The organism is Serratia sp. DD3 (genome assembly GCF_000496755.2).
Map to the genome: position 1 here is coordinate 51185 of NZ_AYKS02000112.1, position 26958 is coordinate 78142.

Here is a 26958-nt window from a genome sequence, read left to right on the forward strand (position 1 = left end):
TCAGTTAGGGAGCAGCGTGTTAATGATCACCGGCACCACCACATCAATATCCTGACCGGTAAAGCCGAAAGCGACTTTACCCGCCTTGATATGGGCGACAATTTCCGCTTCAGACAGGATCTTGCCGGGCATACCCACCGTGACACATTTATCCATCCCCGCAATGGCAATCGCCATCGCCAGTGCACCGCCACCGCCGGTATTACAGGCACCCAGATAGATATCCGCCTGCCCACTTTTGAGGCTCATCGCCGCTTCAATATCATTCATAATACTGACGGATGTTGCTTTATCGCCTGCCAGGCGGCGCACCGTATCAGCAATTTTTTCTTTTTCAATCTGGCCACCAATAACAAATTTCATCTGTTTTCCCTTTTTTTATTCAGCGTAAGTAGCGATCAGTTAAAAAACCGCGCCGGATTGTCACGTAACATCAAATCCACATCTCGTTGCGAAAAACCAGCCTCAAGCAACATCGGCACAAAGGTGTGCAGCAGGTAGGCAAAACCAATCCCACCATTACCTTTGAGATGCGAGCGCCGGGTAATATCCATAGACAGCATCACTTGCCCCAGTTGACCGCGTTCGGCAATAGCTTGCAGCATCGCCACCCGCTTACTGTCTGGGTAATAGTTATTTTTACCAATGGTGTCGAATTGCACCCAGGCACCTTGGTCAAGAATCGGCAAAATGGTGGCGAGATTGTCGCTCAGGTCGCAATGCCCAATCACAATATGCTGGGCGGCAACCCCCAAACTTTTCAGCAGTTGTAACTGCTCATAACCCATGGTGCTGAGGGTAGTATGAGTGGAGATCGGCCTGCCCGTCTGTTGGTGGGCCAATGCTGCGGCGGCAAACACCCGCCGCTCCTCATCAGTAATCTTCCCCCGGCTGGTGCCAATTTCAGCAATCACACCGGCTTTCATGCTAGTACCATCAATCCCCTGCTCAATCTCAGCGCACATCTCAGCGGCAATTTGCTCCACACTCAGTTGTGCCAGATGAGCAGGATAAAATGCCTGCTGGTAATAGCCGGTAGAGGCGACAATGTTCATGCCGCTATCACGCATCAACGCTTGGAGAAACGCGGCATCGCGCCCCATATAGCGGTTGGTCATTTCGACAATATTGCGCACCCCCAGGGCAAACAGTTCACGCATCTCCTGGCAAATCAGCTCATATTGATCCAACTTGCAGTCGATATCGTTTTTGCCACCAGAAAGGTCAATATGCAGATGCTCATGCACATAGGTGTAACCGCTACTATCAATCCAGGTTGTGCTGCTCATAAGGGGCTCCTGAGTGAATCATCGGTCTGGATCAGGGGTAAGAATGAGCTGCCATGTTGTGGTGCCGGGGCGTGAAAGAAATCGCACACCGTGGCACCAATATCAGCCAAGCTGCTACGCAAGCCAAAATCCCCCGTGGGGGCCCCTGGGGAATAAACCAGCAGCGGTACCCTTTCCCGGGTGTGTTTACTATGACCAATGGTCGGATCATTGCCATGATCGGCGGTCACTATCAGGCAGTCGCCCTCGCCAATGGCCGGTAAGATGTCCGCCAGATGACGATCCACCAGTTGTAAACGGTCAAGATAACGCTCGACACTCTGGGCATGCCCCGCAAGGTCGGTTTCCTGAATATTGGTGCAGATAAAACCATCCCCCGGCTTTTGCAGCTCCGCCAGCGTGATGGTTAAAATCGTCTGGCTATCCACCAGATCGAGATAGTTGGTGCCGTGAGGGTTTTCCACAATATCGGCGACTTTCCCAATCAATACTGTGCTGATACCTACTTGATGCAGTTTTTCTGGTACCTGTACCGCCGCATTGACGCCGTACCCCATATGCAGCACTTGGAAGCCGTTTTCATAGGCACCGGAGGCCGGAGCATTGATGCCGATATATTGACCCAGCTTGCTCTCCGCCGCCTGATGAATGCGCTGGTTATCGCCAATCAAGCCGCCAAAGGCAATCACCCGGGCAACCTTGACCTGCTCACGCACAATGCGGCCCATTTTTTTCACTTGATCAAACGGGATCAGCGTCAGGTTGGCGGTGAGATTAAATACCAGCCCCAGATCGGCTTCGATATTATCCCCCACGGCCACCGCATCATTCACCCACAGGTATTGCAGCGGGTTCCCCTTGCGCTCCACCTGATAGCCCGCCTGCTGCAGCGCCGCTTCAACCTGATCAATCACCGCTGAAAAAGGAATGCAGAGTGGTGCTTGTGGCCGGGTACCCATGATCTCCTGGTGCCCCATAAAGGTATCCCCCCCTTCATGCTGCAGGTTGGACCGGCCAAACAACGCACTGGCACTGGGTTGCATCACATTGGCTTGAAAACCCAATGCATTAATCAACCCCAAGCGCTCCAACATCGGCAGACGGACATCCGGGTTGGCCTGCAAAATATGCGCACAGGTATTGGCCCCCAGGTCCTCTGGCCGCTGCTGTGCCACATCGTCCATGGCACCAATACCGAAACTATCAATCACCAGCACCAGAAACTTAGCCACAGGCGTTCCCCTTCTTCATATTGCCCAGACTGTCGTAGATCCCTTCCAGCCTCAGTTCGCCGCTGGCAACACCGGACACCAGTGCCACATCGCTGCGGGTAACAAAAATTTGGGTACGGAAGCACATCACCACCGGGCTACCGATGGGGTAAACCCCGGATAAACCGATATGATAATCAATGCTTGAATCATCCGGCGGTTGCACTGTTGCCCGCTGCCATAAACCGTTTTCATCAGTGGTCACTAATGCCTGCTGGAGATGCCCACGGCGATAGTAGCCGCCACCATAGCAGTAGCTGTTACCAGCAAAATGGTGGGAAACCTCGGTGAGATAGAGCATGGCAATCTGCTCTGGCTGTTCCCCAGTAATATTGGCGGGGATGGTGCCAGTTAGCGCATGGCCCGGTTCGCTATGGGTCGCCCCCTGTTGTGCCAACAGCGGCAAGGTGGTGCAACTAGCGGCAGAAGGTGCGTTGATCTGCTTGATGTCCTCACCACTTTGCTGCAATTGCTGGCTGGCTCGCAGCAGCGTTTGCAGATTATGAGTGGGTAAGGTTTGCTGCAATTGTGGATCCCACAACAGACAAGGGAAGTGAGTCACCCCTTGCAATACTAACCCTGGCATCGCCGCGATTTGTGCCGCGACATCCGGCAATTGTTCCAATGCAAAACCCGCTTCCTGACCCGGATAGAGCAGATCTCCCTCGGCAAAGACCTTTAACATCACCGGCTGGACCATCCCTAACTGCTGGGCATGTGCCGAGATTTTGGCCGCTTTCTCCAGCGAGAACAGCGTTATCACCTCTGGGCGCTGCGCCAATATTTGCGGGATCAAGTTATCGGGGATCTGCACCAGGTGCCCAACGTGACACAGCGGCACACCGGCAGCAGCAAGCTGCTGTGCCTCACGGAAATCCACCGCCACCACGCCACGGTAACCCAATGCCACCAAGCGTTTCGCCAACCAAGGGTTACGGCCAATCTGTTTGGTCATTAGATAGAGTTCTATGCCACAGGCCTGAGCGGTTTGCAGCAGCAGACGGGCATTAGCCATAACCCTATCAACATCAATGATATAGGTATCAGGTGAAATCAGCCCCTGAGCCCATAACGCCCTGGCGGCATCAATCAGCCGGGGGTTTTGTTTTTGCAGTGCATTAATAAACATATTTTCCCTTCTGCAGCCCTGATGGTCGTCACTGTTTAATTTTCATTAATGTGAATATTTAAATCACAAAACAGTGCGCTAGTGCTCACCCTGCTCCTGCCGCTGCAATAAACTATGCTGTAATAAACTATAGAGATTAGCCAACAAGTAACCTTCTTCATTAGGGTGTACTTGATGACCGGAAACTTGTAACAGATCCTGATGGATTAACCGCAGTTGCGGATAACATTCTGCCTCGCGGATCTCTTGCAGCAGTTCTTCATCCAAGCCCTGAATCACCACATCTTGCTTGGAGCGCATTAACGCACTGGCCATATGGGTCAGCGCCATAATCCCCTGATCATTGCGCACCGTAATTGACCAGCGGTTCTCCAGCGCATCCAGCACCTTGAGCATGCCATCACGCACCTCACTATCAATCACCCCACCCAGACGGAGCAGTTGTAATCTTTGTTCCACGGTTATTCCTCAATAATGGTTATCTCTTACTCATTGTTATCTCTCAATACACAGGCCTGATATCGCCAGCAACCACATGCTGCTGGTGTTGTAACAGCCGGTGGCGATCCAACAGGGTGTGTAACAACTGCTGCATTTGCACATCATTTGGCCGGGTGAGGATCACCGCCTCTGACGCGCTGGTAAAACACTCATCACCACAGAGGGATTCAGTCACCAACCCCAGTGGGGTCAAATCATCATCATGGCCGACGTTCCAGATGGCAGCATCAATATCACCGCTAACAATCTGCTTCAGGCACTCATGGTAAGAGATCTCCACCAGCGTGATCGGCTGCCCGGCAAAAAAGGCGGCGGTCATGATTTTCTGGTCCGCAGAGGCGCTGTCTATCCCCACTTTGCGGATGGTGTCCCGTTCACCGCGCCGATAAATCAGTTGGTGCTGCTCGGTGTAACTGTGCTCCCCCAGAGACAACGCCACCTGCACCTGTTGCCGTTTAACGTAACTTTCTGCGGCTAATCGGGAGGTCACAGCCAAATCGTAAAGGCCATTCAGCAAACACTCGATACGGACATCCGAACCACGCATATGGGCAAAATAAAAAGAGATATCGGCAAACTGGGCTTTCAAACCGCTGGCCAACCCTTCATAAATGCGGGTATAAGGCAGCGGCATCGCACAAACCACATTACCGATATTGGCATGTTTCAGCAGCACCTTCTGGTCAGCGGTAACAATAAAGCTGCCATTGCGCCCACGGCGTTCAATGCCAATCGCCCCCGCCTGCTCCAGGCTCTTTAACGCCCCCTGCATCAGCCCGACCGATAAGTCGCTCTCTTTCGCCAGGGCATCGATGGTTTTCAGCCGGTTACCTGGCTGTTCGGTTAACAGATAACGGGCCAGAAACGACTGGGCAATGCCCTCTTTTTTTATAAATTTATGGTTCATTTTGTCATTTTTCTCGGTATTGATTTTATATTCATAAAAATGAATATAAAGGTCAACACTAGAATCCCCAAAGGGAGAGCGGGGTCACAATCGTGTTTGCTTTACCATTGATCATATAGTTACATAACCTAATTGCGGCATGTTACGAACCAATATTGCATAGATAGCCGGGTTCCCTCCCGGCATTATCATTACTCATCTTGATCAAAAATTGGGTCTGGCTCATCACTCGCGGGCATTTCTACGCGCAGGTCAATCCAGCGTCCGGATGGTATATCGAACGGTGTGCCGTCAGGCATTGGTACATAAATGGGGATATTGTTGTAAACCTCGCCACTGTCCATGGTTTCAATATTCCGTGCTGAATATGGGCCCGTATCGTATGTGCGATGATACGTGCGGATCTCTATGTCGCCGTCCGGCAGTATTCTTGATTCAATCCAAATTACTGGCCGTTTGTTATCATCAACAGGAATTTCGATGCCGTTCCCAGCCCCTCCCCATGCACCATCGCCGTTAAACCCGAGCACCCCGGAAACCCGGTAGATACCAGTATCAATGCGCTCAGTTGTCACACCCTGACTCTCATCATTTAGCTCGCTGGAACCATCACCGTACAACTTAACAATGGGGCTAGCGGCTTTGATAAAGCCGTTGGCGTCCACTGTGGTGTTGAAATCCGTCCATGTGCGCTTTTCAGAAATTGGAGTGTATCCACTGGGCTTTGTTGCTGTCCACACAAGCCCGTCTATTGGTGTTACACCGTTGAGCGTTCCTGTTTCAACGTTGCCAATCAGTGCAACGCGCGGAGAGTTGTATCCGTTACCGGATATCCATAATTCCCACATCCCAGTAGTGGTATTATATATTGCGCCGCAGTTTATATTATTTAGAGGGTTTGATGATGTCATGCCGTGCCTCATCATCTGTAACCCGTTGGACGCGAGGATAGTTGTGGTTGCTCCCCGCGCACTGAAATAGATATACGCAATATCCATTCCAATTTCACCGTATTGTCGCCCTTGGGTAATCATAAAAAGCATTCCGCGACTACTCCCCGCAGTAATGCTCTGCTGCGCGATTTTACAATAACGCTCACCGGATGATGCAGACGGAATCAGCGGCGGCGCAATTTGCACATCAACGCCTGCAACTACTGGCTTATTCCCGACAAACAAGCCGTTCAGAGCATATGTAATTCCTGTTCTCGCGTTAACATAGAAAACAGGCTTACCTTGGCTCACTCCGGGGCTAAGCCCTACACCAACTGTTGGCACAATAGCAAAGCCGTTCCACGTGCCTATATTTGTATTATTCGTATCCGTGAAAGACGCGGTGTCGTTACCTTTGAAAAATATCGGATAGTTCCCTAGTGTTGTGGAGAGAGTTCCAATATCAGCAGCCGTCATGTTAGTTGTTGAAATAAGACCTTTTGGTACGGATACAAGGCCATCGGCGCGGCCTTGTATAGAATAAGTAGTTCCATTCCAACGCATAGAGAGTGTTCCTGTGGAAGTATCAGCAAACACCGCTGATTTTTCTACAGCATTAACATCACGAAAACGTATCAAAACATTTGGCGTTAAAGGTGTGGCAACAATTTGATGATCTCCATTAAATATAAGATTACTTTTAAATTCAACGGGTCCTGCTACTGTTTGATTGGTATTCGTTGTCTTACTCAATGCATCTGCCATTGCAGCAACGGCGCTATTCTCGCTGGCTTTCGCTGATGCTGCTGATGCGGACGCGTCATTACTAAACATCCATGCACGATCAGCAGACGCGGCGGCGCTATCAGCGGCTTGACTACTTGATGCCGCGTTTGCTGCTGCTTGCGTATCCCGTGGTTGCAATTCGTCTTTCACGCCTACAATGTTGCTTGCTGGTAAACCGTTAGATGACATAATAATTCCCCTAAATTTTCATTGTGACCCGGGATCCCTCCCGGCATTTCAGATTATGGTGCTACTGGCCACTCAATATCCGGGGCGGTATAAATGTCTACCCGGCCCAGTAAGACCCGGTATTTTTTCCACTGCAAGAAAGCAGCGGATTCCGCCTCAGTTGCCATGTCCAATTCAACTGCATCAGTCAAGATAGCTACCTGCTCATTTGCAACCCGTTGACGTTGAGCTAGTTCAGCCTGCGCAGCGGCTACATCTGCGGCATGTTGCGCTGCCGTGTCAGTCACCCACTTTTCACCGTCCCATACATCATGGGGCGTTGATGGGGCCATCAGGGTTAACTCCGCTGCTAAAGGACCCAGCGTAGTGACTTGCACTGGCTGACCGGTTGCGGTGTGATAAACCGTTTGGCCGCGATAGTCCTGTACCATCTCCCATGCATTGACGCCTAAGTTCCGCACGATAGCAAAGCCAGTTTTCGGCGTCGGTGGTTCATCTGCGAAACTGTACGCAGGTAGGCCGACACCGACTGGCAAGTATTCGTGCAGCACCTGCTGATATTCCCGCTGTGTGGGTTCAATAGTGTAAATAGGCAACCATCCGGCAGTTATCGTCAAACCAGTTTCATCCAGAATTGCAATTGGTAATTTGTTACTCATTTTACGCGGCTCTCACTATGTAGTTGAAGGTAACGTTACGGGATCGGGTTTCAACAGCTCGTTTGTACCTCGCTCGCGACACTGACCTTATGGTTTCATCACCAAATGATTCTCCTAGCATAAATCCATCGATTGAATCGGTGGCTGGATACTGTGCGGCACGCGGGGTTGATACAAAAAACTCGTTTATAGCCATACCGTTCGTTGCAGTCATGAGACCAATTGCATCACTTTGCGTGCTCAGCATTACTCGCCCTGCATCTACCCCACGCCCATCATCCCAACCACGAATAAACTCACCGCGCAAATCGGGTAATACTCCGGATGGGTATGCCAGGGCCAACAGTGGATATAGTGATGTATTGAATGTCGAACCATTGCATTTTAGCCATCCCACCGGAGGCACGGACGTTGGCCACGGTATTGGTGTGCCGATCGGTAAAACTGATCCGTCACTGGACTGCAAATACAGCTTATTAAGCGCAGCACGTAAACTGCTCTGCACCACCGCCAGGTCACCATTATCCAGCACATCATTACCGCTGTTATCCGCGATAAACTGAGCTACAACGGAGGCAATGACTGACGACTGGCGCCATGCGGTGTTTAGCTCACGGGATTTTGCTACGCCAGACTGAAACCCAGTGCGGCGAGCGGCCAAAGACTGGTACTCGGTGTTGCTTAATACGTTGGCGTTACCAGCTGTGCCAAACGGTAAAAACTCATTTTTAGCCATGCTATTCTCATCCTAAATTAATACCCCAAAAGCCAGCGTCTAAGCCGACAATGAAGCTGTTATCAACATCGAAGCCGAATAGCTCCCCGGGTTCACTGACGATTGTGTAACTATTGATCCCCACTGTTGACGGCTTAACGTCTAAATAACCTTGGGCGATAATCGCTTTCATCACCGCTGAAATACCCTCTCCGGTGATGAAAATATCCATCGTCATATCGAAGTTATCGACAGCGAATATGCGCGTTTTACGGTCTGGGAATATCGCTTGATAAACATCGCTCAGGGTTTCGGTGGTGCCATCCCAGTGGTTGGCGGCTATCTTGGCGCGTAAAATGGTGCGGTAGGTGTCATCATCAAGTACGGTAATGCCGTCGCCTGCGTCGAACTCCCCTTTCCAAATTCCTTGGTCAGCACCAATGCCGTCGATGTCAAAACTAAAGAACACACCTTCAATCGGCGTTTTTACAGTGCGTCCGATGCCGATCCATAGACCAACCGCGTCGAGCTGCACACCAATCGCGGTATCCAAATCAAAATCAGCAACCAGGTTATTGGTTACATCCTGAATATTGATAAATGGTTGCGTGATTAAAGTGATGTGATCGAAAAACTTCGGTTTATGCCGATGATATGACGTTATCAGCCCCTGGTATCTGGTCATACCGTCACCACAGTCACGTTAGCCGGCGCGCAAGCCGCAGCCTCGTTAAAGCCAACAACAATATTTGACGGGGCTAATGTGCCAGGCGCGGTGCCGATCTGCAGGTCGATAATGTCGTACGTCGAGCCGTCAGCGCTGCCGTTAAGATTCGCTGGTAAAAACAAGCGGGTGATGAACACCGGCTCGCCGATCCGGATAGCGTTGATGTATTCAGAAACAGTTCGCTTGATTTCATCGCCAATTGCCGAGGTGTAGCCAACGAACGGCGTTAATCTAACTTCAACGAAAACATCTACAGCAGTCGGCCGGAAAAAGCTGATCGGATGCACGATACCGTAGTTGTCGGTTACTGGGATCGTTGTGGTACCGAATGTACCGCCGCCTGGCGTTTTCTTGGTTGCGATAGTTTGAGCGATAGCTGTAGCGTCGCCCCCATCAACCACTAGGGAAATTGAGTGCGCCGGTAACCCGTTAGCGTCCGTTGTAGCGGTGTCGTTCTCATAGCCCCTGTACCGCTCGACGCTGGGCAGTGTCGCCACGGCCCCCATAATGCCATCCAACACAGTCAGTGACGGCAGTGCCACTGAGCGCGTTTGACGCTGGCGTAGTTCCGCATCGGTTTCAACCGGTCTGCCGGGTGTTGCCGCTGCCGGGTTGGTGACTGACTGCCAACCCTGCGTAGGGGTGCCGATCACTGTGATAGTGCCCGGTGGTGCAACAATCGCCCCGTCTACCTGACACGTTGCTGTGACCGTAACGTCACCATCGGTACCGATTGTGACAACGGACGGTAATGACCACGAAATGCCGTTGCTATCGCGCACCACGCCGTTGGTGATTTGTCGCCCAACCTGCCCAACAATTAAAACGTCAGCGGTTGAACGGCTGGCAGGCGTTACCGCTATGCCGTTAATTTTAACGTTGGAAGCCAGCGCCCCGAACTGGGCCGTTGCCGGGCTGAATGAGTTGTACACCGCAATGGCGGTGTTGTTGGCGTCATGAATGCCCAGCGCGTAAATAGCCAGCATCTGACCGTCTTTGCTGTCTGGCTCCAGATAGACATCTTCACCATAAATCTGGCGGAAATAGTCGCTCAAAGTGTCGATGATGGTCTGGTAATCAGGCGCAGTAATGCCACTCGCGGTCACCGTGGCCGCAAGCCCGAGTGTTTTAAGATTTAACATTATGCCTCGCTGGTGACTGTGGTTTCGCCGTACAGCGTATTGATGGTGGCGGTAAAGGTGACCTGACGCGTTTCGCCATTCTGTTGAGTGTTAAACGTCTGGATCTCCGAGACCCCCGGTGTGGCGAGGATACGTTCACGCACCACCATGTTATAAGCCATTGACTGATGTTTGCCGAGTATCGCCTCACGGTAGGGAGTCCCCGCCGCCAAATCCAGAAACCATTCCCCCTGCCATAAGGCAAAACGCGTTTTTAGCGCCTGGGCTACGGTTGCTGGGCTGTTGGTCAGAAAGGTGCTATCCCCCTGGCCAAAGGTGTAATCCCCGTTGCTCTCTTCTCTACGGTATCTCATTGTGGTTTACCTGTGTTGCCACCGCCGGTCTGTACGCCGCCGTGGGTGTGGTTGACCAGGCTCTTGCCACTTGCAGTAACATCGTTGGTGACTTTTATCGGCCCCAACATAGTGGCACTGCCGCCGCTACTGCCCATCCCTTGTGACAGGTTGCCATTGATGGTGACATTGCCATTGAGCACAATTTGCGGCGAGGTGATTTCTGTCCCGCCTTGGGCGCTGGCGGTCAATTTGCCAGGAGTGGTGACAGTAACGGCATGGCTGCCAGGTTCCAACTCAATAAACGCCGCGCCATCGTCACTGCGTAGTTGCGCGCTACGGGTGCTGATGCCACTGAGTTTATAGCGCTGTGATTGTGGGCCTGGGATAACAAACGCGTCCGAAAGATCATGCATTCGTTGATCCACCCGTTCCTGCGTATCGCCGTTTTGCCACCAGAAATCGATACAGCGGTCAGCAAACACCACTAGGCATTCATCCCCGGCTTTAATCGGGAAGGTGAGCGTCACCCCACCACCACGGGGGAAGACCACCGGTAAATCCAGCAATAAAGGGTAATCTACCGACTTCATTTTGCGCCCTTGCTGCTCGCTATCCGGCATCACGGTTTTAATACCCAGTGAAACCACGCAGGTGACAGACTCCGGGTCGAAGGATTTAATGGTGCCTGGGGCGGCGGTGCGGGTGCGGGCAATCACCTCCTGTTGTATCTGTTGATAAATATCCTGCTCATCAATAGGTCGAGTGGTTCTCATTTGCCCCCCTGTGATTGAGTTGATACTGGTGCATGAGCGTCACAGACAAGGTCCATATACCAGTTTTGTCCCCGGGTATCCCCCAGGTAAGTGATACTGCGGACAATATAGAGACCATCGGAAGAGAGACGGGCTGATTGTGGTTTGCTTTCAGCGGGTTGGCTCGCCGCTGATTTACCGGTAGCTGATTTACCGGTAGAGGGTTTAGCTGCGGCTTGACTCTGCTCGGCAATAGCGGAATCCGGCGTTGAGCTCTTTAAGCTCTCGGCATCCACCTCAATCAAGCCATTGAGTTTGATATTGGGGTTAATCAGGCAACGCACATTGATGCCAACCTCAGAAGAACTACTCCCCCCACTGCCGGCGGTCTTTTGCGGCTGAACCATCAGGCCACTGCCCGCATTAAGTGTAATCGCCTGATGGGCGCTCATCTCTTTGGTGTAGATATCAAGCCGATCACCGACAAACTGCCATATCGCCCCACCGGGGAACTGTTTAACCAGTTCGGTGAGATAATCTCTGACAAAACCATGAAACACTTTGCCCCGGGGGAATACAGTGGTTGGGAAGGTGGGCAGCATCCCCGCCACCATGCCATAGGGTTTAAGTGCCTCCAGCAACAGATCATAAACATTTTTCAGCGTATAGCCTTTGGCCAGCGGGGTTTTGATAAACGCTTTATTATAGGCATCAAAACCGTCACTAGCCTGGATCACCAGCCAGCTATCGGTCACTGCCGTTTTCCCGGTGGCGGTGAAGCGGATGTCGCCACTAAACAGCAAACCAAAGTTCATATCATCATGTTGGCCCACCTGATCATCAGAGATGACTTTTACCTTGCCCACATCACTGGCAGCAACATCGGGGGCAATACCGTCATATCCGGCGATAATTTTCATTTTAGAAAACTGACGGCCAATAATTTTATTTTGTGTCTCTGTGGACAGATTATAAATAGTGACGGTGGCAACACTGGGGCTTGAGGCACTTTTCCATTCTATTTTAAAGGTCACTTTGAATTCACTGAGAAGTATGCCATTACCGTTATTATCGGTTAAGACCAATTCAAAGTGGCGCATCCAGTTTCGGCTCATGGCGACTCCGGAATAAAATAAAGGTGACTCGCCAAACCCAGGTTGGTTTTACTGGGGTATTGTTCTGCCGTATTTTCAACCGCCACCACTAACGCCCCTTTAATGCCCAGATGTTTATATTGTGCCAGCAGGTCGACCCCCGGCACTAAGGGTGCGCCAGAAATTAATACCTCATCAGCACTATTCATCAAATCCATCACCCAACCCGCCGCATCACGCCAAATAATACGCATATTCAGTAATTGCCCCGCTAGGGTAATACTAAAGTGCTGATTATTAGGCGTCAGGGGGATCTCCTGTAGATTCATTATTTTTTCCTCACTAAGGTATACGCCAATTTACGGTTTAAAACCGACATGCCATCAGACAAAAATATTGTCAAAGTGAGCACAGTAGTTAACCGCCATTGAAGGCGTTGAACGTAGATGAGGCACATAGGCAAAAACGCCAAGGATGGCGTTTTTAGGCGAGACAGACAGGGAGGTCTGTAGCAGCCGGCCGTTATGTGCCACAGCGTAGTGAAAGCAGTCGCGTAGCGACCGCCTGAGTTGGCGAAGGCGCGGGTTATCAGGGGCCACGCCTTTGGCCCCTGATTCGGTCGCAGGCACAACAAATTCATGGGATAAAAAACGTTAGGCGGCCGAAACCTGCCACGGTAAGGACAAATAACTAGGGTTGCCTTACTGCGGCTTAAGCCACTTAACCTTGAGGAGATATCGCTCTACTCACCGGTACCGGGGATTTGGTACCGGCATTCTGCACCCCGGCGGTACTCACCCCGTTGGACATATTGGCTTTATCTGTCACCTTTTGTGTTTCAGTGATAATCACCTGCTGTAATACCAGCTTGCAACTAAGCACATTTTCTGTGCTCGCATTGGTGGTTACGTCCATAGACTTGATCAGCATATTTTTGTATTGCCGCTTGCCAGTGATCACATCTAACGGAGTACGACTCTGTTGCTGATCCTGCAGTTTCTGGTAAACCACTTGCGGGCTTTCACCCAATGACAACCCGGTGTCGATATCAAAAATCTTGGTGGTATCAACCCCATCTAGCAACGAGCCTCCGCCAGCAAAACCCAATTCCATCGTCACACTGGCTGGCAGCATATAAGCATGGTCACTAATGGGGGCTCCATTTTCTACCGGATGTTGAGTGATTTGTAGGGTGTCACTATGTGCCTCTGAAATCACTACCGTTGGCACAATAATACCAATGCGCCGTCGGGACTGGGGAAACGAGAAAGCGAGAATATCCATCAGCAGTACCCCTCATCTGTGGTCAGTTGCTCATAAAGACGAGCATTGAGATTAAATTGGCCGTCAAGCACTGCCATCCCGGTTAAGGTCGGTTCAACAGCCCCATTAATAGTAATCACCGTATTTTGATTCAGTGTATTGCCACCCTTTGCCACATTGCCTGATAACCCCATAGCGGGGCTATAGAGCGTAGGGGAATAATTACTGGTTGTTGGCGGTAAGCTATTAATCATCCGCTGTGGATCAGACATTAATATCTTATCCGCTATGGGAGAATCTGGTGAAATAAAGCCTAATAGATTAGGTAATGACCAGTTATCAGGCAATTTTTTTGCTGACCCACCCATCCATTTAGGAAGATACTCATTAACTTTGTCATTGGCTGCAAAATAAAGGCTTTTAACACCTTGCCCGGCTGGACTTTCTATCGCTATCTTTCGGGCTTCGTTCAGCGATTCCCCTGCCCCAGTAATATCACCACTAATCAGTTTGCGTAATGCATCTACCAGCGCACCAACAAACTTGATACTGCTACGCACACTTTCGATAATCTGGTCAAACAGCCGTTTGCCGTCGAATTTTGAGAAATCGATTGTAATAAAATCGAACCATTTTTTGGCTGTATCACCAATAATAGTGCCTAGCTGGCTTATTTCTTCACCGAAACTTGAAGTATCTATGTCTAGCCATTGCTTGGCGGCATCGCCAATAGCACTACCGAGTTGCGTTATTTTGCCCCACAATTCACCAAAATCCGCCCCCAAGCTGCCGATAGCCTCCCTGACATACTCAAAAGCCTGAACAATGGGCCCCCAGTCAAACAGGCTCTCCCCACCCGCCTTCCAGGTTTGGAAATCGTCATACAGCGCCATCAGCGCGGTCGCCACCGCTAAAATGATGCCCAGTGGCGAAGTCATAAAGGCGCTACCCAACACACGCCAGGCCGTCAGAATGGCACCAAACACACCAATCACGGTTTGCGAGCTACTATCCAGGCTATCCCACCACTTAATCACTTCGCTAATGCCGACAAAGGCGTAATAGGCCAATTTACCCAGCTTTTCACCCACCCAGGCAGCAGCGCGCCCAACACCATTAATAAACGTTTCCAGCCGCGGGCCATCAGACATAATACGTTCAAATAACTGGTTCAGTGGGCCGCTCAAGCCCCCAGCAATCTCACTGCCTATCTTGTTACTCACCATGTCAGACAAGGTGCTTAATCTGCGCACTGAGGTCATATAGGCGTTGGACTGTTGTGCCGCTTTTTCCGCATTCAGCCCAGTGACTGCCAGCATCTGGCTATATTCTTCCATAGGCTGGCGCATGCTTTGCAGCGCGTGTTGATCAACACCTATCTGTTGCGCCAATGAACTGGCTTGACCCGCTGGCATTTGCGCCATACGGTCACCGAGATCCATCAAAATGGCCTGATTATCTCGTTGTTGCCCTTTGCCATCACGGGTCTTCACCCCGATGCCATTAAGTATCTGTTCTGCTTTGGGGTTGTTTTCCATAAACCCCGCCAAGCTATTCAGCGAATTAAGCGCATCGGCGGAATCGGCCCCGGTTTGTTCTGCAGCATAACCCAGTGCCAGGATCCCGCTAGCACTGCTGCCGACACGCTTGGCGCTGAAGTAGACTTTATCGAACTCTTCTGCCACCTGGGTGGTAAAAGTCACCACCTTGCCAGTGGTCTCTGCCAGTGTAGAGGCCACGTTCAACAGGCTGGATGCCATGCCTGCCAACCGGGTAGAAAGTTTCATCTCACTGGCGCTATCACCTAAAACTTGGGGGTTGGTCATTGTTTTAGCGTTGCTCATTGTCCCGCCTCCATTTCTCGATGCGGTGTTCATTTGCTATTTTTACATCGAGATAATCATTCATCAGGGCGATATCGAAGAGATCCAGCGATCCCCCCTTTAGTTCAGCCATTGAGCACATTCCGGCCTCAACCGGGCGCAGAAGATAATCTTCCCCGCCCGGTAAAGACTCCAGCATTAAGCCGCTGGAGCTGCTTCCTGTGCTTGTTTCTCTTGGAGACCGCCCCAGAAATTTCCCAATGAATCACCCACCACGCGGGCGACAATCTGCAGCATGCTCATCAGGTCGATATCATCAAACATCAGTTGCCCGTTGTTGAATATCGCCACGTAATTACTCCCCTGCTGGCGCAATACCACCGACAGGCTGGGGTGAATAATCGCATTGCTGTCCTCGTCACTCAGATCCGCCAGGGTCTGGGCAATGGCTGGGAGCGCTGTTTTGAAGGCATCATCAAGGGTGATCTGCCCGCTTTTTAACTGCTTGAGTACCTTAAGCTCCCCCAGTAACCCAGAAAGAACCGGCAACAGTTTGCGCGAGACCCGCAATTGATCGAACACATTCAGTTTATTGGCCCGGTATTGCTGGCCATTAATTTCAAACTCCATTCACGCCCCCTTAAAAGGTGCCAAGCAGTTGGTCAATTTTACCCGCCTCAAAAACCCAGTTGACGGTGCCGCCAGTGGCACCGTTCTGCCAATTGGGTTGTTGCTGGAAAGCCACGGCGCGCGCCACACAAACGTCGTTACTGGCACTATTCCGCAACACAATCACGTTTTTTCCCCAGGTGGCTGAAGAGAGTGATTGCGCGTTATACATCGCGCTCAACTTGGCATTTACCGGGCTGGTTTTAAGCAGGCTAACCGTCACCTTGCCGTTTTTACCCGGGTGCATGCTGTGCATCACTTCGCCATCTGCACCCAAGACCATGGTATTTTTCGCCGCAGCCATCTCTACGGTGATCCCCTCTTCGCCGTTGCCTGAGCCACTGCCCAGATCAAACGCACCACTTGGCCCCACAATAGAAGCTGAAAAATCCAAAAAACTGTAAGTAGACATGTTTTACCCTTATCGGTTTACATTGATGATAACGTCAGCGAAGTGCACAGCCCCGGCCAACTTGATTGCGCACTGGATCACCGGTGCTTTACGTGCTTCACGATCCGCCTGAGCCTGGCTGGCAACCGGTGGTGCATAGGTGTAGTAACCGGTGGTCAAGGTGTCGCCGCTCTTCAATTGCCCTACAGGATCGCCATTCCACACCCCAGGAGCGATCAGGCCGTTGGTCACACCCTGCTCCAGCGAACCCGTCACACTGGCCAACAGGCGGGTAATGCCCTGATCGGTCTGTGGCACTTTGCTGGTGCTGGTATAGAGCATGTTATAAAGGTTGTTCTGCACGTAGTTCTGCAGCCAATCCAGGCCGTGGCGCTCATCGAAGAAGTCACCGTTAGCCATCACCCCTTCTTGAATAATTGCGGTGTCGTTGTCGTAATTGACGAACACGTTGCAGTTTTTCTTTTGCAGTGTTCTGGCTTGGGTTTGAGTCAGGAATTCCGCTGCCACACCCGGTTGCTGCTTAAACTTCAAGGTGATGGTGGTGTTGTTACCCAGGAAGTTGACGGTAAAGGCACGGCCAAAAATCGAAGCACTGGCGTAAGGGCTGGCACTGGAGTACTGCACCAGCGTACGCCCATATTTTAGTGCTTTCAGTTGGCTGGCAATGTCGTCAGTGATGTCTGCATCAAGCACTGCGGTATTCTGGGTGGTATGCCCATAAATGCGCGCTGTGTCATCAGACTGAATAAATGCCGCGATGCTGAGCACATCGTCATTTTTAAGTGAAGTATCGGCAATCTGCAGCCCGTACCAGTCGGTAGACATATCCGCCAGTTTGAAAATACAAGACTGAATAGTTTCAGCGGCAACCCGCGCAATGGCTAACGCACCGTTGTTTTGTGCCGCCTTGATCATCAGCGAGATGTCAGTGCCGGTGGTGTTGGCAGCGCCGTAGCCAACCGATGACATTGTCCCGGTGGTTTTCGACGCGATGATAAAGCGGTTATTGGCCGCATCCCAACTGGCGGTCGCATCAATCAGCTTCTCGGTAATCCGTGCTGCCACCCCATTAAGGTTGGTTTCTGCGGCAAAACTCAAACCAGTGATCGCTTTTTCGCTGCCATCAATGGTGATTTTCATCGCGCCATTGGTGACCGCATTCCAGGTGCTGATGGCCATTTCAGCCGGGGTCAGCATACCGCAGCGCAGTAACGCCGCTTGGTCCGCCTTGACCCAGCGGCCAATCAATAGCGTTTGCGGCTGGGGCATTTGCTGATAATACATTTGTGCGGCCTGGTACTCAGGCGTTTCCATACCAAAATCTGCGCCGACTTGGGTAATGCTCGTGTAGCTGCGCATACGCTGACTACCGTCGATTACCGGAGAACCGCCAACAATCAGCAACGCCCCGAAGTTTCTCCCCTGCGCCGCGCGCAAGGCCATATTCACCGTAACAGATACGATGTTAGATACAGGTAAACCCTGTGACATAAGTTATTCTCCGAAGAAATTTACTGGTGCTGCCACCAGCGATTGGATGCCATATTCGCGAATCACTTTGCGAGATAGGCGGACAGTGATGTCGTGGCGACGAACCCATTGCTCATCAATTAATTCTGGGCTCGGGGTAATGTCGCCAACGCTGTGTAACGACAAGCCAACAGTTTTTAACTGCTCGTTGTTTTGGTTTAGCGTCACACCATCACGAAATTGCGCCGCAATACGTTGACTGCCTGGGCCGTAAAAGCTGACCAGGCACTCAATGGTTTCATGCCGCCAGAGTTCGGCACTGGCCGCTTGCTGGGTTTCGAACACCGTATCGGTGTCCCCCTGCAGCAGCGAGATACCAAATTCACACCCATTACCCGCCGCAAAAGATAATTGAGGTGGAATGGGTGCCCAGCGGGGGTGAACCGCCCCTTCAGGCAAGCCGGAAACGCCGACGATCCAGTAGCGAAGTAACTGCTCCAGTTCCTCGTCATATTCCGGCCCGGACGCAATAGGTGTTAAATAGCCAGTGTGGTTGCTCGTGTTATCGCTCAATAGACCTCCCTATGGCGGTAATGTGGATAAACCCGGCCGACGGTTGCTAGGCATAGCCGCCCGCCGCCGATGATCAAGCCGGTGATATCTCGTTTGGGTAGGGTGATTTGTTACAAAGTGGCTCTAAATAACGGTGCGTTAAGCCCTAAACGGCAAGGGGTGCGCAGAACGCCACAAATTCAGCACATCAATGCGATAGGCACAGAGTTCCAGCGCGGTTTGTAGCTGCAGCGCATAACTGCCAATATCCCCCCAGGTCGTGCCTTGCAATGCGGGCTTTTCACAGGGAGTAAAGACGGTTTCCGGCGGCATCAGGACCACCGGCTGCGGTACCGGGGGGAGCGGCGCTTTACTGCAAGAGCTCAATAACAGCACCAGGGGCAGCAGTAACAGCGCACTGATCGTTTTTAGTTGCATCACGGTACCTCCTTTGGTTGTCGCTGGCCTGTTGCCGCAGTTGCTGCTCTTTCTGCTGCTGCGCGGCGAGCAAAGCGCGATTTTGCGCATCTTGCGTTTGCAAAGTGCCAATTAGGGCGGCTTGTTGTGCCAGTGACTTGCTCTGCTCTGCCAACAATTCCTTGGCCGTATCCAGGCGGCTGGAAAGAATGGTGCTGTACCAACCCAGGCAGATGGCCACCAGCAACGCGCCGATCAGGCCGTATTGCCCTAGTTTCATGGGTACTCCTGGCGGCGCAGTTCAAAATGTGGGCCATCGTAGAACTTCTCATCATTGCTACGGCCGTTTTCATTCCAGTCACCGCCCCAACGAATCCTGACACCGAGCTCTTTTGCCGCCTGGAACATGGCATCAGACACCGCCTTGAATTTACTTTGGTCATTCCAGGGAATGGCGCTATTCACCAGTGGGGCGCAATCAACAGCATGGCCCGTAATGTGCCGACTATTGAGCGTTTGACTGGCACCATTGCGTACTAGCTGGCGCTGGCGTTCCTCGCTGCGGACCCCCTCAATCACTCTGAAGTCCACCGAAGTCAGTTCAATAGCGCGGCGTACTACGGCAACCAATTCCGGCCTGACTCCACGTAAGTTGGTTTCACTCACTTTTCCTAAAATAAATTTACTGGCCATTTTTCGTTCTCAGTCCGTTAAAAAGCTGCGCTAAATTGCCCCGCACCACAAAAACTGCGATGCAAAGTATCGAATTAATCACCGTTTCAGAGATGTCATGAGCGGGGTAATCCCCCATCAGTGCGCGGATCGGCACTGAGCCAGCCGCCACGATAAGCAGGTAGGCGGCGAAGGAGATAAAAGGTTTATGTGCTGAACCACTGCGACTGTAGAGCACCAATCTGAGCGCCAGTAGGCCGCAGGCAATGGAGTTGATAATCAGTAACAGTTGGTCGGCGTTCATTTGGGCCCCCTTAGACGATCAATCAAACCCGTCGGGTTACCCGCTTGATTGCTGATAAACATCAGTAAGCGGACCGCTACGGCTGATGCGACAATCGCCCCTAACGGCCTGGCGGCCATGACACTTTCGGGGGTGATTGAGGTAATAATCGAGGCGACAAAATCGGCCCCGAGGATGCCTGCGATCATCGAGACCACAAATAGCAACCCCTTAATGCGCCAAGTTAAATCTGTTGCTGAAACCACAAAAAGCACTGAACCGGCAAAGGCACCGACCATCGCCCCAGCATCAATACCTGATAGCAGCCCGATAAAAGTGACACTGGTGACGGCTGCTGTCGCCGCACCGGTGCTAATCGGCTCTGACATAATGATCTCCTGTTGTTCGCTTCGCTCAGCGAACGCCGGGCGATAGAAATAAAAAAGGCCCACCGAAGTGAGCCTGAAGTTGTATTGCAATTTTTATTAGTGCACGAAAATATCCTGCTGCTTATGGATAACTTCGCGCTTTGTCATCCCCACGCTTATTCTCAAGACCGTCTCTCTAGGTGCGGCTTGAATAAGAATGGGGATCTGCGGGACAAAAAAAAGCTGCCGGTGCGACTGGGTTGTCACTAACGGCAGCTTATGTGGTAATCATACCCTCGTGGCTAATGCCTTGTCAAGCCACTTGTCAGCAATATGTGAAACTTTAGCGACACGTTTACGACCGATAAAGGCATTTTGCAGTGGTTGGTAGAGAATAAACAGGCTGGCACTCAGGATCTGATCCACTTCATTGCGGCAGGTGCCAAATGACGGTTTGCGCCACTCTTCCCCTAAACGTCCGTTGAATTTGCGCGGTTTTGCTGTCTGATGATAGTAGGTGGCAATGGCTCGCTTGGATGAGCCATGGGCGTAATAACTCAGCAGGATGCCAAACGCTTTTTTATCAATCGACATCACTGAATCCACCACCTGGGAAATCAACATCCCGTCGTCGTCATTGCACTTCGGCCTGGCTCGGTATCCTGAGGGTTCCACGCTCTCCATATAGCGGGCGATCACATTACTTTGCCGCTTTTCCAACCGCCCAGAATAGACCCACGCCCCCCAGAGCTCCAGCCAACCATTAAGCCAATTATGTTGTTCTGTTGTCAGGCTCAATTCTTTAACTGCCATAGGATCTCCCCCATTTTGTAATGTTATTTTTGAATGTTGCTGTTTTTGTTCTGTGATAGGTGCCGCCGGGCACGGTGGATATCGCGGGTGTGCTATAGCGGCAAAGTCGGGTAAAAAATGGATGCGGATTCTGTTAGCGCCATATCCGGCTGATCATCGAGCGAGGTGTGGGTTTGAGATAACGCTGCTCATGCAGTTGTACGATCACATCCCACAATTTAGGGTCGGCATTTAAGGTTCTTTCTGCCTGTGCCCCCGTACGACGATAAGTTTCAAGCAGTTGGATCGATTCTTCGGTAGTGACTGCTTGGTGAATAAAGCTGGTTTTCATAGTTACACCTGTTATTTTCTGTTTTTTTGTTTCCTCTTCTGGTGGTTCACTCGCCGTGTTAAGCCCTCTGGCAGTGATGCCAGATAATCAATGGGTGACCTCTCCAGCAGGTGCAGAGAAGGTGGTTGGGGTTATGACCAAAGAGGGATTGGGATTGTGCCAAGCACTTATCGCTTGGATGAACCCGAAGAGAGATTGAATTTTTTGCGTATTGCAGCGATGTACTGTAACCCCTGTTCATTGCTGACCGGGGTGTGTATCCGGGTGATCATGGCCGCAGGAGCCGGGAGATCTTCACCCGCTTCAAGGCGCTGGATCATGGCTGCCAACACTTTAGTGCAATGCTTGCGTAGCTCAGACTCTGTCAGCCTGAGAGCACGCATCTCTGAATAGAGTTGGGTGACCATCAGCCAGCAGGCGTTGCTTTGCCAAGAATAGCTTGACCAAGAATAGCTTTGCCAAGGATAGTGCTCGGCACTTTGGTAGTAACCGCGTTCGGCGCTGTATTTCATTACCATGTCATACAGTTCGCGCTCATCAGGCAAGCCAAACAGGCGGCTGGCCCCCTGTTGGCACCAGGCAATAAATTGCCCCGGTGATGGCCAGAATGGCGATTCACAGGCTCTGGCATGTTGCATTCCGGCAGAAAGCTGTTCACGGCGGTGAATACCATTTTCAGCAAAAGCGGCAATCCACTGTTTTTTGGCTGCCGATTCATCCGCTTCGCTACGCAAGTTGGTTTGGCGGGCCGCCGGGAACACCTGTTTAAGTTGTTTAAATAGCGTATCAACCAGTTTTTCTGCATCCGGGTTGACGATACTCTGCACATTGGCGGGCTTTTGCCGATAGATTTCGGCCAGTGTCAGCGCATCACGTTTAGCGATGGCCGTCCTGAGTCGATGGGTCATAAGAATTCCTCCCATGATTCTTTGCTGTTCCAGTGGGGCACCGGCTCGGCATTCACCACCTGCTTGGCTCTTCCCCGCTGTTTTAACTGTTTGTTCTGGTAACTGAGTTTTTGGCTGGCGGTGATAAACCAGTTTTTGGGCTTCTGATGGCTGAATTCAATATCCAGCTTTTGCAGTTCGTAATTCAGATCGATCAACGGGTAGAGTTGCGCCCAGGCATTGAAGTCTTTGTGGTTGAGCCGGATCACCTGGCCTTCAAAGGCATAGCGCCCAGAGATGGGGTGAACTATTGCCTCGGTAGGTAAATTCATGGCCTCCACAGGGAAATCTGGCTCACAGCAGGTAACACCTGCAGGCTGGGAATGATAATTAATATCTTGATCCTCTCCCTTCCCTTCCGGATCCTTTCCGCCAGTGAAGGCTCCATGATCACTCACTGAGTGCTCAGTAAGTCGTGGCCTGGGGATGGTAGTTTTTGATGGTCGGTTTATTTTCTGATGTTTATTAAACCCCTTAATATTCAGATAGCTCGCCTCACTCACTGAGTACTCAGTGAGCAGCCCGTGAGTCATCAGTTCTGCTATCAGCGGTTCGCAATCCATACTGTCCGCAGGGAAGATCTGCATTTTGATCCGCTTTGGCGAATTGACCAGATTGCCGTTATCGTCAGCAAAATTAAACATGCCAATAAACAGCAGCCTCGCCGCTATTGAGCATTCCGCGACCTTTTCGTCAGTCCAAAGCTCAGGTTTAACCGTGCGTATTCTTGCCATGGCAACTCCAATAATTTCTTGTTACTCGCCGTTATTTACGCAGTAGTGGTATTGGTAACGAGCCCCGGTAAACGCAACGCCGGGGACTTGCTTGGTTATCGCCAACCGGCAGGCTGCACGGCGGCGATAGTTCCCCAGACCTTCCAGGGAGAGAGCCAGATATGTTAAAGAGCGAGGTGATAAGTTTGTTTATACAAATTCATAAACAATATAGTTTGTTTATTATTGTTAAAAAATTTTGTTTGTCAAATACCATTTTTCTGGTAAAAATCAGATCTAACAATCTGAGGGTCTTATGGGCATCGCTGAAAGAGTTAAATCAAGAAGGGCTGAGCTTGGCCTGACGCAGGCAGAACTTGCTGTGCGCGCCAAAACATCACAACAAGCCATACAACAACTTGAAGGGGGGGAGACACAACGGCCACGTTATCTCCCAGAACTTTCTGTGGCTTTAGGGTGCAGCGTAAAATGGCTTCTGACCGGCGATGAAGATAAACCACCGGCTTATCATCCCAACTCGACGATCCCCCCTGAGCATGAGTGGGCTGGCGTCACCACGTGGGATGATGACACGCCGCTAGATGATGATGAGGTTTATATCCCCTACTATAAAAATATAGAGCTGGCGGCAGGATATGGCTGTTCAACCAACGAAGACCATAACGGATTTAAGCTCAGATTTTCAAAGTCCACACTGCGGCGATATGGCGCAGAGCCCGCAAATGTTATTAGTTTTTCGGTACATGGCGATAGTATGGCCCCGGTGATCCCCAATAAATCTACCGTCACGGTGGATAAAGGGCACACAGGCATCACTGATGGCGGCATTTATGCCATTGAACAAGATGAGCTTTTCCGGATGAAAATGCTCTATCGCCTGCCCGGGCGCCGAATCAGCCTGCGTAGCTACAACAAAGAGGACTATCCCGATGAAGAAACCGACCTGGATAACATCAAAATTATCGGGCGGGTGATCAACTGGTCGGTGATGGCCTGGTAGTTTGCACCAAGCTTGGGTATCCCCATGCCCAAACTTATCTCCTCTGAAATCAATATAATCAATTGATTTAAAAAAGAAACAAGCCCTCCCATCAAGTAACACCATGACTTTATCCCCTTCCCCACCTGCCATCTCAAGAAATAAACCCCTTTAAAAACAAATAAATACCACAAATTACTTATTTATATACAAATTAATTTGTTTACCCGAGAACAATATTTCTTGTATCATTTATCGAAATCACTAACAAAGCATACAAATTACAAGATTTATCACTGGAGGCACAATGACCACCATCATCGTTAAGCCAGCAATAGACAATGCCAAGTCGCGCAAATACCAAAAAACCAAGGCGTTCTTCGCCAAGTAAGACGCAGACCGAGCGTTGGCAAGGAAAATTAACCAAGCTTGGACGAAGTTAACTCGCACCGAGTTACCACGGCGGAAGGAAGAATACAGCGGATCTTGCTGCTTACCCGAAGTCGCCAAGTTTGCTGCGGGTTACCGTCAATCTGTAAATATAACAGCTCAATAGGGGGCCCTATGAGCAATTACCAACGTATGATCGACCAGATGCTGGAACAGTATGAATCTATGTTGGAAAAATCCCCCGATGAGCAAAACCTGATTGGCGACCAGGTCGATCGGGAGATGAAAGGGCTGAAACTTCACGGCTTTCGTCATGCCGCCAGCGCTCTATTCCCCTGTGCCGATCAAAAACAGCTTGCTGCCGTGATGGATTCAGCCTGGATGGATGAACGCTTGTATGACGCTCAGTATGAAATTGTACAACGGATGGTGATGCTGGAACGCACCATGCTGTTATCACGAGAAAAATATCACCTGCGCGGCGCGGCCTGAGTGACAAACCATAAAAAAAAGTGCATGGTGTTCAGACGATGCAATTTATCGTCTACACTGAAAAACCGACCATAATAGTCACCATTCGCAGAAACTAAGTTGCTATACCACTTTTAATACTCAAACCTGCTGCATGTTCGCTTAAAAATAGGGATGCATATATGACGACAAAGAAAGTTGCTGAAATTATTGTTGAAGTGCTTGAAGAAGCTGGAGTCAAACACTGTTATGGCATAGTGGGTGATACACTCAATTATGTTACTGATGCCCTTTCACGCAGCACTATCGAATGGGTACATGTGCGGCATGAAGAGGCTGCCGCATTCGCTGCTGGGGCTGAATCTTATATCAGTGGCAGACTCACCGCTTGTGCTGGCTCTTGTGGACCAGGTAGCCTGCATTTTATCAATGGCATTTTTGAGGCCCAACGCAACAAAGCCCCGATGGTGCTGATCGCCAGTCAAATTGTTACAGAACAAATAGGTTTCGAGTTCCCACAGGAAGTGAACTTCAGCTCGGTCTATCAATCTTGTTCGGTATTTTGTGAAACCATCATCAACCCGGCATCCGCAAGGCGGATCATGACGCAAGCTTGCCAAGCGGCGCTCAACAAGCGTGGTGTTGCTATTGTGGTGGTGCCTGCAGATATCAGCCAGGCTGTTATCAAAGAAGAGTTACACTATTCAGTGCATCACCCGAATCCAGTCTTGTTACCTGCCGCTAATGAATTACAAGAAATTGCGGATCTACTTAATCAAGGTAAAAAAATTGGTATTTACGCAGGGGCGGGCTGTGAAGGTGCCCATGACCTGTTAATTAGCCTGGCCAAAACGCTTAACGCCCCCATCGCGCATACTTCTCGTGCCAAAAATTTTGTTGAGTATGACAACCCATTCAATATGGGCATGACCGGGATGTTAGGTGTCAAGTCCGGCTTTAACATGATGAATAGCTGTGAAACCCTGCTGTTACTGGGGGCTGATTTTGCCTGGTCGCAGTTTTATCCTGCCAATGCCAAGATAATCCAGGTAGATCGTGACGGTTGCCACCTTGGCCGTCGGCATCCAGTGGATATTGCCGTCGTCGGGGATATCGTGCCGACCTTGTCTGCACTTTTACCACTGCTGAAGCAAAATACCGATGACAAGTTTCTACAAGAATGTTTGAAACATCGTCAAAGTACGTTAGAGATCCTTCAAAAGGAAGAAAGTGCTGGTAAAGGCCCGCTGATCCATCCGCAACACCTAGTGCACCTGATCGACAAATACGCTGATGAAGATGCACTGTTCACTGCCGATGGGGGTTCAGCCATGGTGTGGTTGTTACGCCATGTTCACAGTAATGGCAAGCGGCGCACATTGACCAGTTTGTTACACGGCACCATGGCCAACGCTATGCCGCAGGCGCTGGGTTTGCAAAAAGCCTACCCTGGCCGTCAAGTGATCTCGCTTTCCGGTGATGGTGGGCTCAGTATGCTGATGGGCGATCTACTCACCGCGATACAGGAAAAACTGCCGATAAAAATCGTGGTCATCAATAATGGTTCCCTCAACTTTGTTGAACTGGAACAGAAAACAGACGGGCTATTAAATAATTACACTGACCTTCAGAACCCGAATTTTGCCAAAGTGGCTGAAGCGATTGGTTTTTATGGCCAGCAAGTGACCCAGTTGTCAGAGTTGGAATCGGCCGTGCAAGCGTTTCTCGCTCACACGGGCCCCGCATTATTGGATGTCCATACCAACCCCATGGAATTGGTCATGCCACCGACCATTGAAATCGGTCAAGCGGCAGGTATGGTGCTGTATGCCGCCAAGGCGACACTTCATGGGCGGATAAAAGATGTTGAGGAATTGGTGGTTAATAACCTGTTTAAATAATCCCTGCCAATATCATTAAAACTCAAGGGGCGAAT

General features: G+C 50.7%; 34 protein-coding genes. 3 read left to right on the forward strand and 31 right to left on the reverse strand.

What is annotated here, in order from left to right:
• The 31 genes from IO95_RS20905 to IO95_RS26220 form a co-directional block, all read right to left on the reverse strand.
• On the reverse strand, positions 1–363 hold the full coding sequence (locus tag IO95_RS20905) for a DUF2620 domain-containing protein (protein WP_023489958.1): 363 nt from the start codon (positions 361–363) through the stop codon (positions 1–3).
• A gap of 35 nt (positions 364–398) precedes the next feature.
• Positions 399–1289 (reverse strand): phosphotriesterase-related protein, encoded by an 891-nt coding sequence (locus IO95_RS20910; protein WP_023489959.1) that lies wholly within the window; start codon positions 1287–1289, stop codon positions 399–401.
• On the reverse strand, positions 1286–2521 hold the full coding sequence (locus IO95_RS20915) for a phosphopentomutase (RefSeq protein ID WP_023489960.1): 1236 nt from the start codon (positions 2519–2521) through the stop codon (positions 1286–1288). The genes IO95_RS20910 and IO95_RS20915 overlap by 4 nt, the downstream gene beginning before the upstream one ends.
• Positions 2514–3689 carry a YhfX family PLP-dependent enzyme gene (locus IO95_RS20920; protein ID WP_023489961.1) on the reverse strand — a complete coding sequence of 392 codons (1176 nt, stop codon included), beginning with the start codon at positions 3687–3689 and terminating at the stop codon, positions 2514–2516. The genes IO95_RS20915 and IO95_RS20920 overlap by 8 nt, the downstream gene beginning before the upstream one ends.
• 78 nt (positions 3690–3767) lie before the next feature.
• Positions 3768–4148, reverse strand: a complete 381-nt coding sequence (locus IO95_RS20925) for a hypothetical protein (RefSeq protein ID WP_023489962.1) — start codon at positions 4146–4148, stop codon at positions 3768–3770.
• A gap of 43 nt (positions 4149–4191) precedes the next feature.
• Entirely contained in the window at positions 4192–5097 is a 906-nt protein-coding gene (gene yhfZ, locus IO95_RS20930) for a GntR family transcriptional regulator YhfZ (RefSeq protein WP_023489963.1), read from the reverse strand.
• A gap of 191 nt (positions 5098–5288) precedes the next feature.
• Entirely contained in the window at positions 5289–7004 is a 1716-nt protein-coding gene (locus IO95_RS23690; RefSeq protein WP_023489964.1) for a hypothetical protein, read from the reverse strand.
• A 53-nt stretch (positions 7005–7057) separates the two neighbouring features.
• Positions 7058–7663: a tail fiber assembly protein gene (locus IO95_RS20940; protein WP_023489965.1), complete on the reverse strand. Its 606-nt coding sequence runs from the start codon at positions 7661–7663 to the stop codon at positions 7058–7060.
• A 1-nt stretch (position 7664) separates the two neighbouring features.
• A complete protein-coding gene (locus IO95_RS20945; RefSeq protein WP_023489966.1) occupies positions 7665–8399 on the reverse strand; it encodes a tail fiber protein in 735 nt (244 codons plus the stop codon).
• Between the two features lie 7 nt (positions 8400–8406).
• Positions 8407–9063: a DUF2612 domain-containing protein gene (locus IO95_RS20950; protein WP_023489967.1), complete on the reverse strand. Its 657-nt coding sequence runs from the start codon at positions 9061–9063 to the stop codon at positions 8407–8409.
• Positions 9060–10247 (reverse strand): baseplate J/gp47 family protein, encoded by a 1188-nt coding sequence (locus IO95_RS20955; RefSeq protein ID WP_023489968.1) that lies wholly within the window; start codon positions 10245–10247, stop codon positions 9060–9062. The genes IO95_RS20950 and IO95_RS20955 overlap by 4 nt, the downstream gene beginning before the upstream one ends.
• A complete protein-coding gene (locus IO95_RS20960; RefSeq protein WP_023489969.1) occupies positions 10247–10600 on the reverse strand; it encodes a hypothetical protein in 354 nt (117 codons plus the stop codon). The genes IO95_RS20955 and IO95_RS20960 overlap by 1 nt, the downstream gene beginning before the upstream one ends.
• Entirely contained in the window at positions 10597–11355 is a 759-nt protein-coding gene (locus IO95_RS20965) for a phage baseplate assembly protein V (RefSeq protein ID WP_023489970.1), read from the reverse strand. Before IO95_RS20965 ends, IO95_RS20960 begins: the two co-directional genes overlap by 4 nt.
• Positions 11352–12449, reverse strand: coding sequence for a hypothetical protein (locus tag IO95_RS20970; protein WP_023489971.1), 1098 nt, complete (start codon positions 12447–12449; stop codon positions 11352–11354). Before IO95_RS20970 ends, IO95_RS20965 begins: the two co-directional genes overlap by 4 nt.
• Positions 12446–12757 (reverse strand): hypothetical protein, encoded by a 312-nt coding sequence (locus IO95_RS20975; RefSeq protein ID WP_023489972.1) that lies wholly within the window; start codon positions 12755–12757, stop codon positions 12446–12448. The genes IO95_RS20970 and IO95_RS20975 overlap by 4 nt, the downstream gene beginning before the upstream one ends.
• Positions 12758–13148: 391 nt before the next feature.
• The gene (locus IO95_RS20980) at positions 13149–13712 is read right to left on the reverse strand and encodes a phage baseplate protein (RefSeq protein ID WP_023489973.1); all 564 of its coding nucleotides are present in this window, start codon (positions 13710–13712) and stop codon (positions 13149–13151) included.
• Positions 13712–15535, reverse strand: coding sequence for a putative bacteriophage protein (locus tag IO95_RS23695; RefSeq protein WP_023489974.1), 1824 nt, complete (start codon positions 15533–15535; stop codon positions 13712–13714). The genes IO95_RS20980 and IO95_RS23695 overlap by 1 nt, the downstream gene beginning before the upstream one ends.
• The gene (locus IO95_RS20990) at positions 15522–15713 is read right to left on the reverse strand and encodes a hypothetical protein (protein WP_023489975.1); all 192 of its coding nucleotides are present in this window, start codon (positions 15711–15713) and stop codon (positions 15522–15524) included. Before IO95_RS20990 ends, IO95_RS23695 begins: the two co-directional genes overlap by 14 nt.
• Positions 15713–16144, reverse strand: coding sequence for a phage tail assembly chaperone (locus IO95_RS20995; protein WP_023489976.1), 432 nt, complete (start codon positions 16142–16144; stop codon positions 15713–15715). The genes IO95_RS20990 and IO95_RS20995 overlap by 1 nt, the downstream gene beginning before the upstream one ends.
• 10 nt (positions 16145–16154) lie before the next feature.
• Positions 16155–16595 (reverse strand): phage protein, encoded by a 441-nt coding sequence (locus IO95_RS21000; protein WP_023489977.1) that lies wholly within the window; start codon positions 16593–16595, stop codon positions 16155–16157.
• Positions 16596–16604: 9 nt separating this feature from the next.
• A complete protein-coding gene (locus IO95_RS21005; protein ID WP_023489978.1) occupies positions 16605–18086 on the reverse strand; it encodes a DUF3383 domain-containing protein in 1482 nt (493 codons plus the stop codon).
• A gap of 3 nt (positions 18087–18089) precedes the next feature.
• Complete coding sequence (locus IO95_RS21010; RefSeq protein WP_023489979.1) at positions 18090–18638, reverse strand: hypothetical protein; 549 nt, start codon at positions 18636–18638, stop codon at positions 18090–18092.
• A 138-nt stretch (positions 18639–18776) separates the two neighbouring features.
• The gene (lysC, locus tag IO95_RS21015; RefSeq protein ID WP_235186809.1) at positions 18777–19055 is read right to left on the reverse strand and encodes an Rz1-like lysis system protein LysC; all 279 of its coding nucleotides are present in this window, start codon (positions 19053–19055) and stop codon (positions 18777–18779) included.
• The gene (locus IO95_RS21020; RefSeq protein ID WP_023489980.1) at positions 18988–19314 is read right to left on the reverse strand and encodes a DUF2570 family protein; all 327 of its coding nucleotides are present in this window, start codon (positions 19312–19314) and stop codon (positions 18988–18990) included. The genes lysC and IO95_RS21020 overlap by 68 nt, the downstream gene beginning before the upstream one ends.
• On the reverse strand, positions 19311–19727 hold the full coding sequence (locus tag IO95_RS21025; RefSeq protein ID WP_023489981.1) for a M15 family metallopeptidase: 417 nt from the start codon (positions 19725–19727) through the stop codon (positions 19311–19313). The genes IO95_RS21020 and IO95_RS21025 overlap by 4 nt, the downstream gene beginning before the upstream one ends.
• Entirely contained in the window at positions 19717–20010 is a 294-nt protein-coding gene (locus tag IO95_RS21030; protein WP_023489982.1) for a phage holin family protein, read from the reverse strand. The genes IO95_RS21025 and IO95_RS21030 overlap by 11 nt, the downstream gene beginning before the upstream one ends.
• Positions 20007–20378: a putative holin gene (locus tag IO95_RS21035; RefSeq protein WP_023489983.1), complete on the reverse strand. Its 372-nt coding sequence runs from the start codon at positions 20376–20378 to the stop codon at positions 20007–20009. Before IO95_RS21035 ends, IO95_RS21030 begins: the two co-directional genes overlap by 4 nt.
• 267 nt (positions 20379–20645) lie before the next feature.
• A complete protein-coding gene (locus tag IO95_RS21040; protein ID WP_023489984.1) occupies positions 20646–21170 on the reverse strand; it encodes an antiterminator Q family protein in 525 nt (174 codons plus the stop codon).
• A 133-nt stretch (positions 21171–21303) separates the two neighbouring features.
• Positions 21304–21501 carry a hypothetical protein gene (locus tag IO95_RS21045; RefSeq protein WP_023489985.1) on the reverse strand — a complete coding sequence of 66 codons (198 nt, stop codon included), beginning with the start codon at positions 21499–21501 and terminating at the stop codon, positions 21304–21306.
• A gap of 167 nt (positions 21502–21668) precedes the next feature.
• Positions 21669–22409 carry a replication protein P gene (locus IO95_RS21050; RefSeq protein ID WP_023489986.1) on the reverse strand — a complete coding sequence of 247 codons (741 nt, stop codon included), beginning with the start codon at positions 22407–22409 and terminating at the stop codon, positions 21669–21671.
• On the reverse strand, positions 22406–23182 hold the full coding sequence (locus tag IO95_RS26220; RefSeq protein WP_023489987.1) for a hypothetical protein: 777 nt from the start codon (positions 23180–23182) through the stop codon (positions 22406–22408). Before IO95_RS26220 ends, IO95_RS21050 begins: the two co-directional genes overlap by 4 nt.
• 295 nt (positions 23183–23477) lie before the next feature.
• Between IO95_RS26220 and IO95_RS21060 the strand changes: the two genes are divergently transcribed.
• The 3 genes from IO95_RS21060 (at position 23478) to IO95_RS21070 (ending at position 26923) form a co-directional block, all read left to right on the forward strand.
• Positions 23478–24182, forward strand: a complete 705-nt coding sequence (locus IO95_RS21060; protein WP_023489989.1) for a helix-turn-helix transcriptional regulator — start codon at positions 23478–23480, stop codon at positions 24180–24182.
• A gap of 543 nt (positions 24183–24725) precedes the next feature.
• Positions 24726–25043: a hypothetical protein gene (locus IO95_RS21065; protein ID WP_023489990.1), complete on the forward strand. Its 318-nt coding sequence runs from the start codon at positions 24726–24728 to the stop codon at positions 25041–25043.
• A 161-nt stretch (positions 25044–25204) separates the two neighbouring features.
• Entirely contained in the window at positions 25205–26923 is a 1719-nt protein-coding gene (locus IO95_RS21070) for a thiamine pyrophosphate-dependent enzyme (RefSeq protein ID WP_023489991.1), read from the forward strand.
• Positions 26924–26958: the final 35 nt, after the last annotated feature.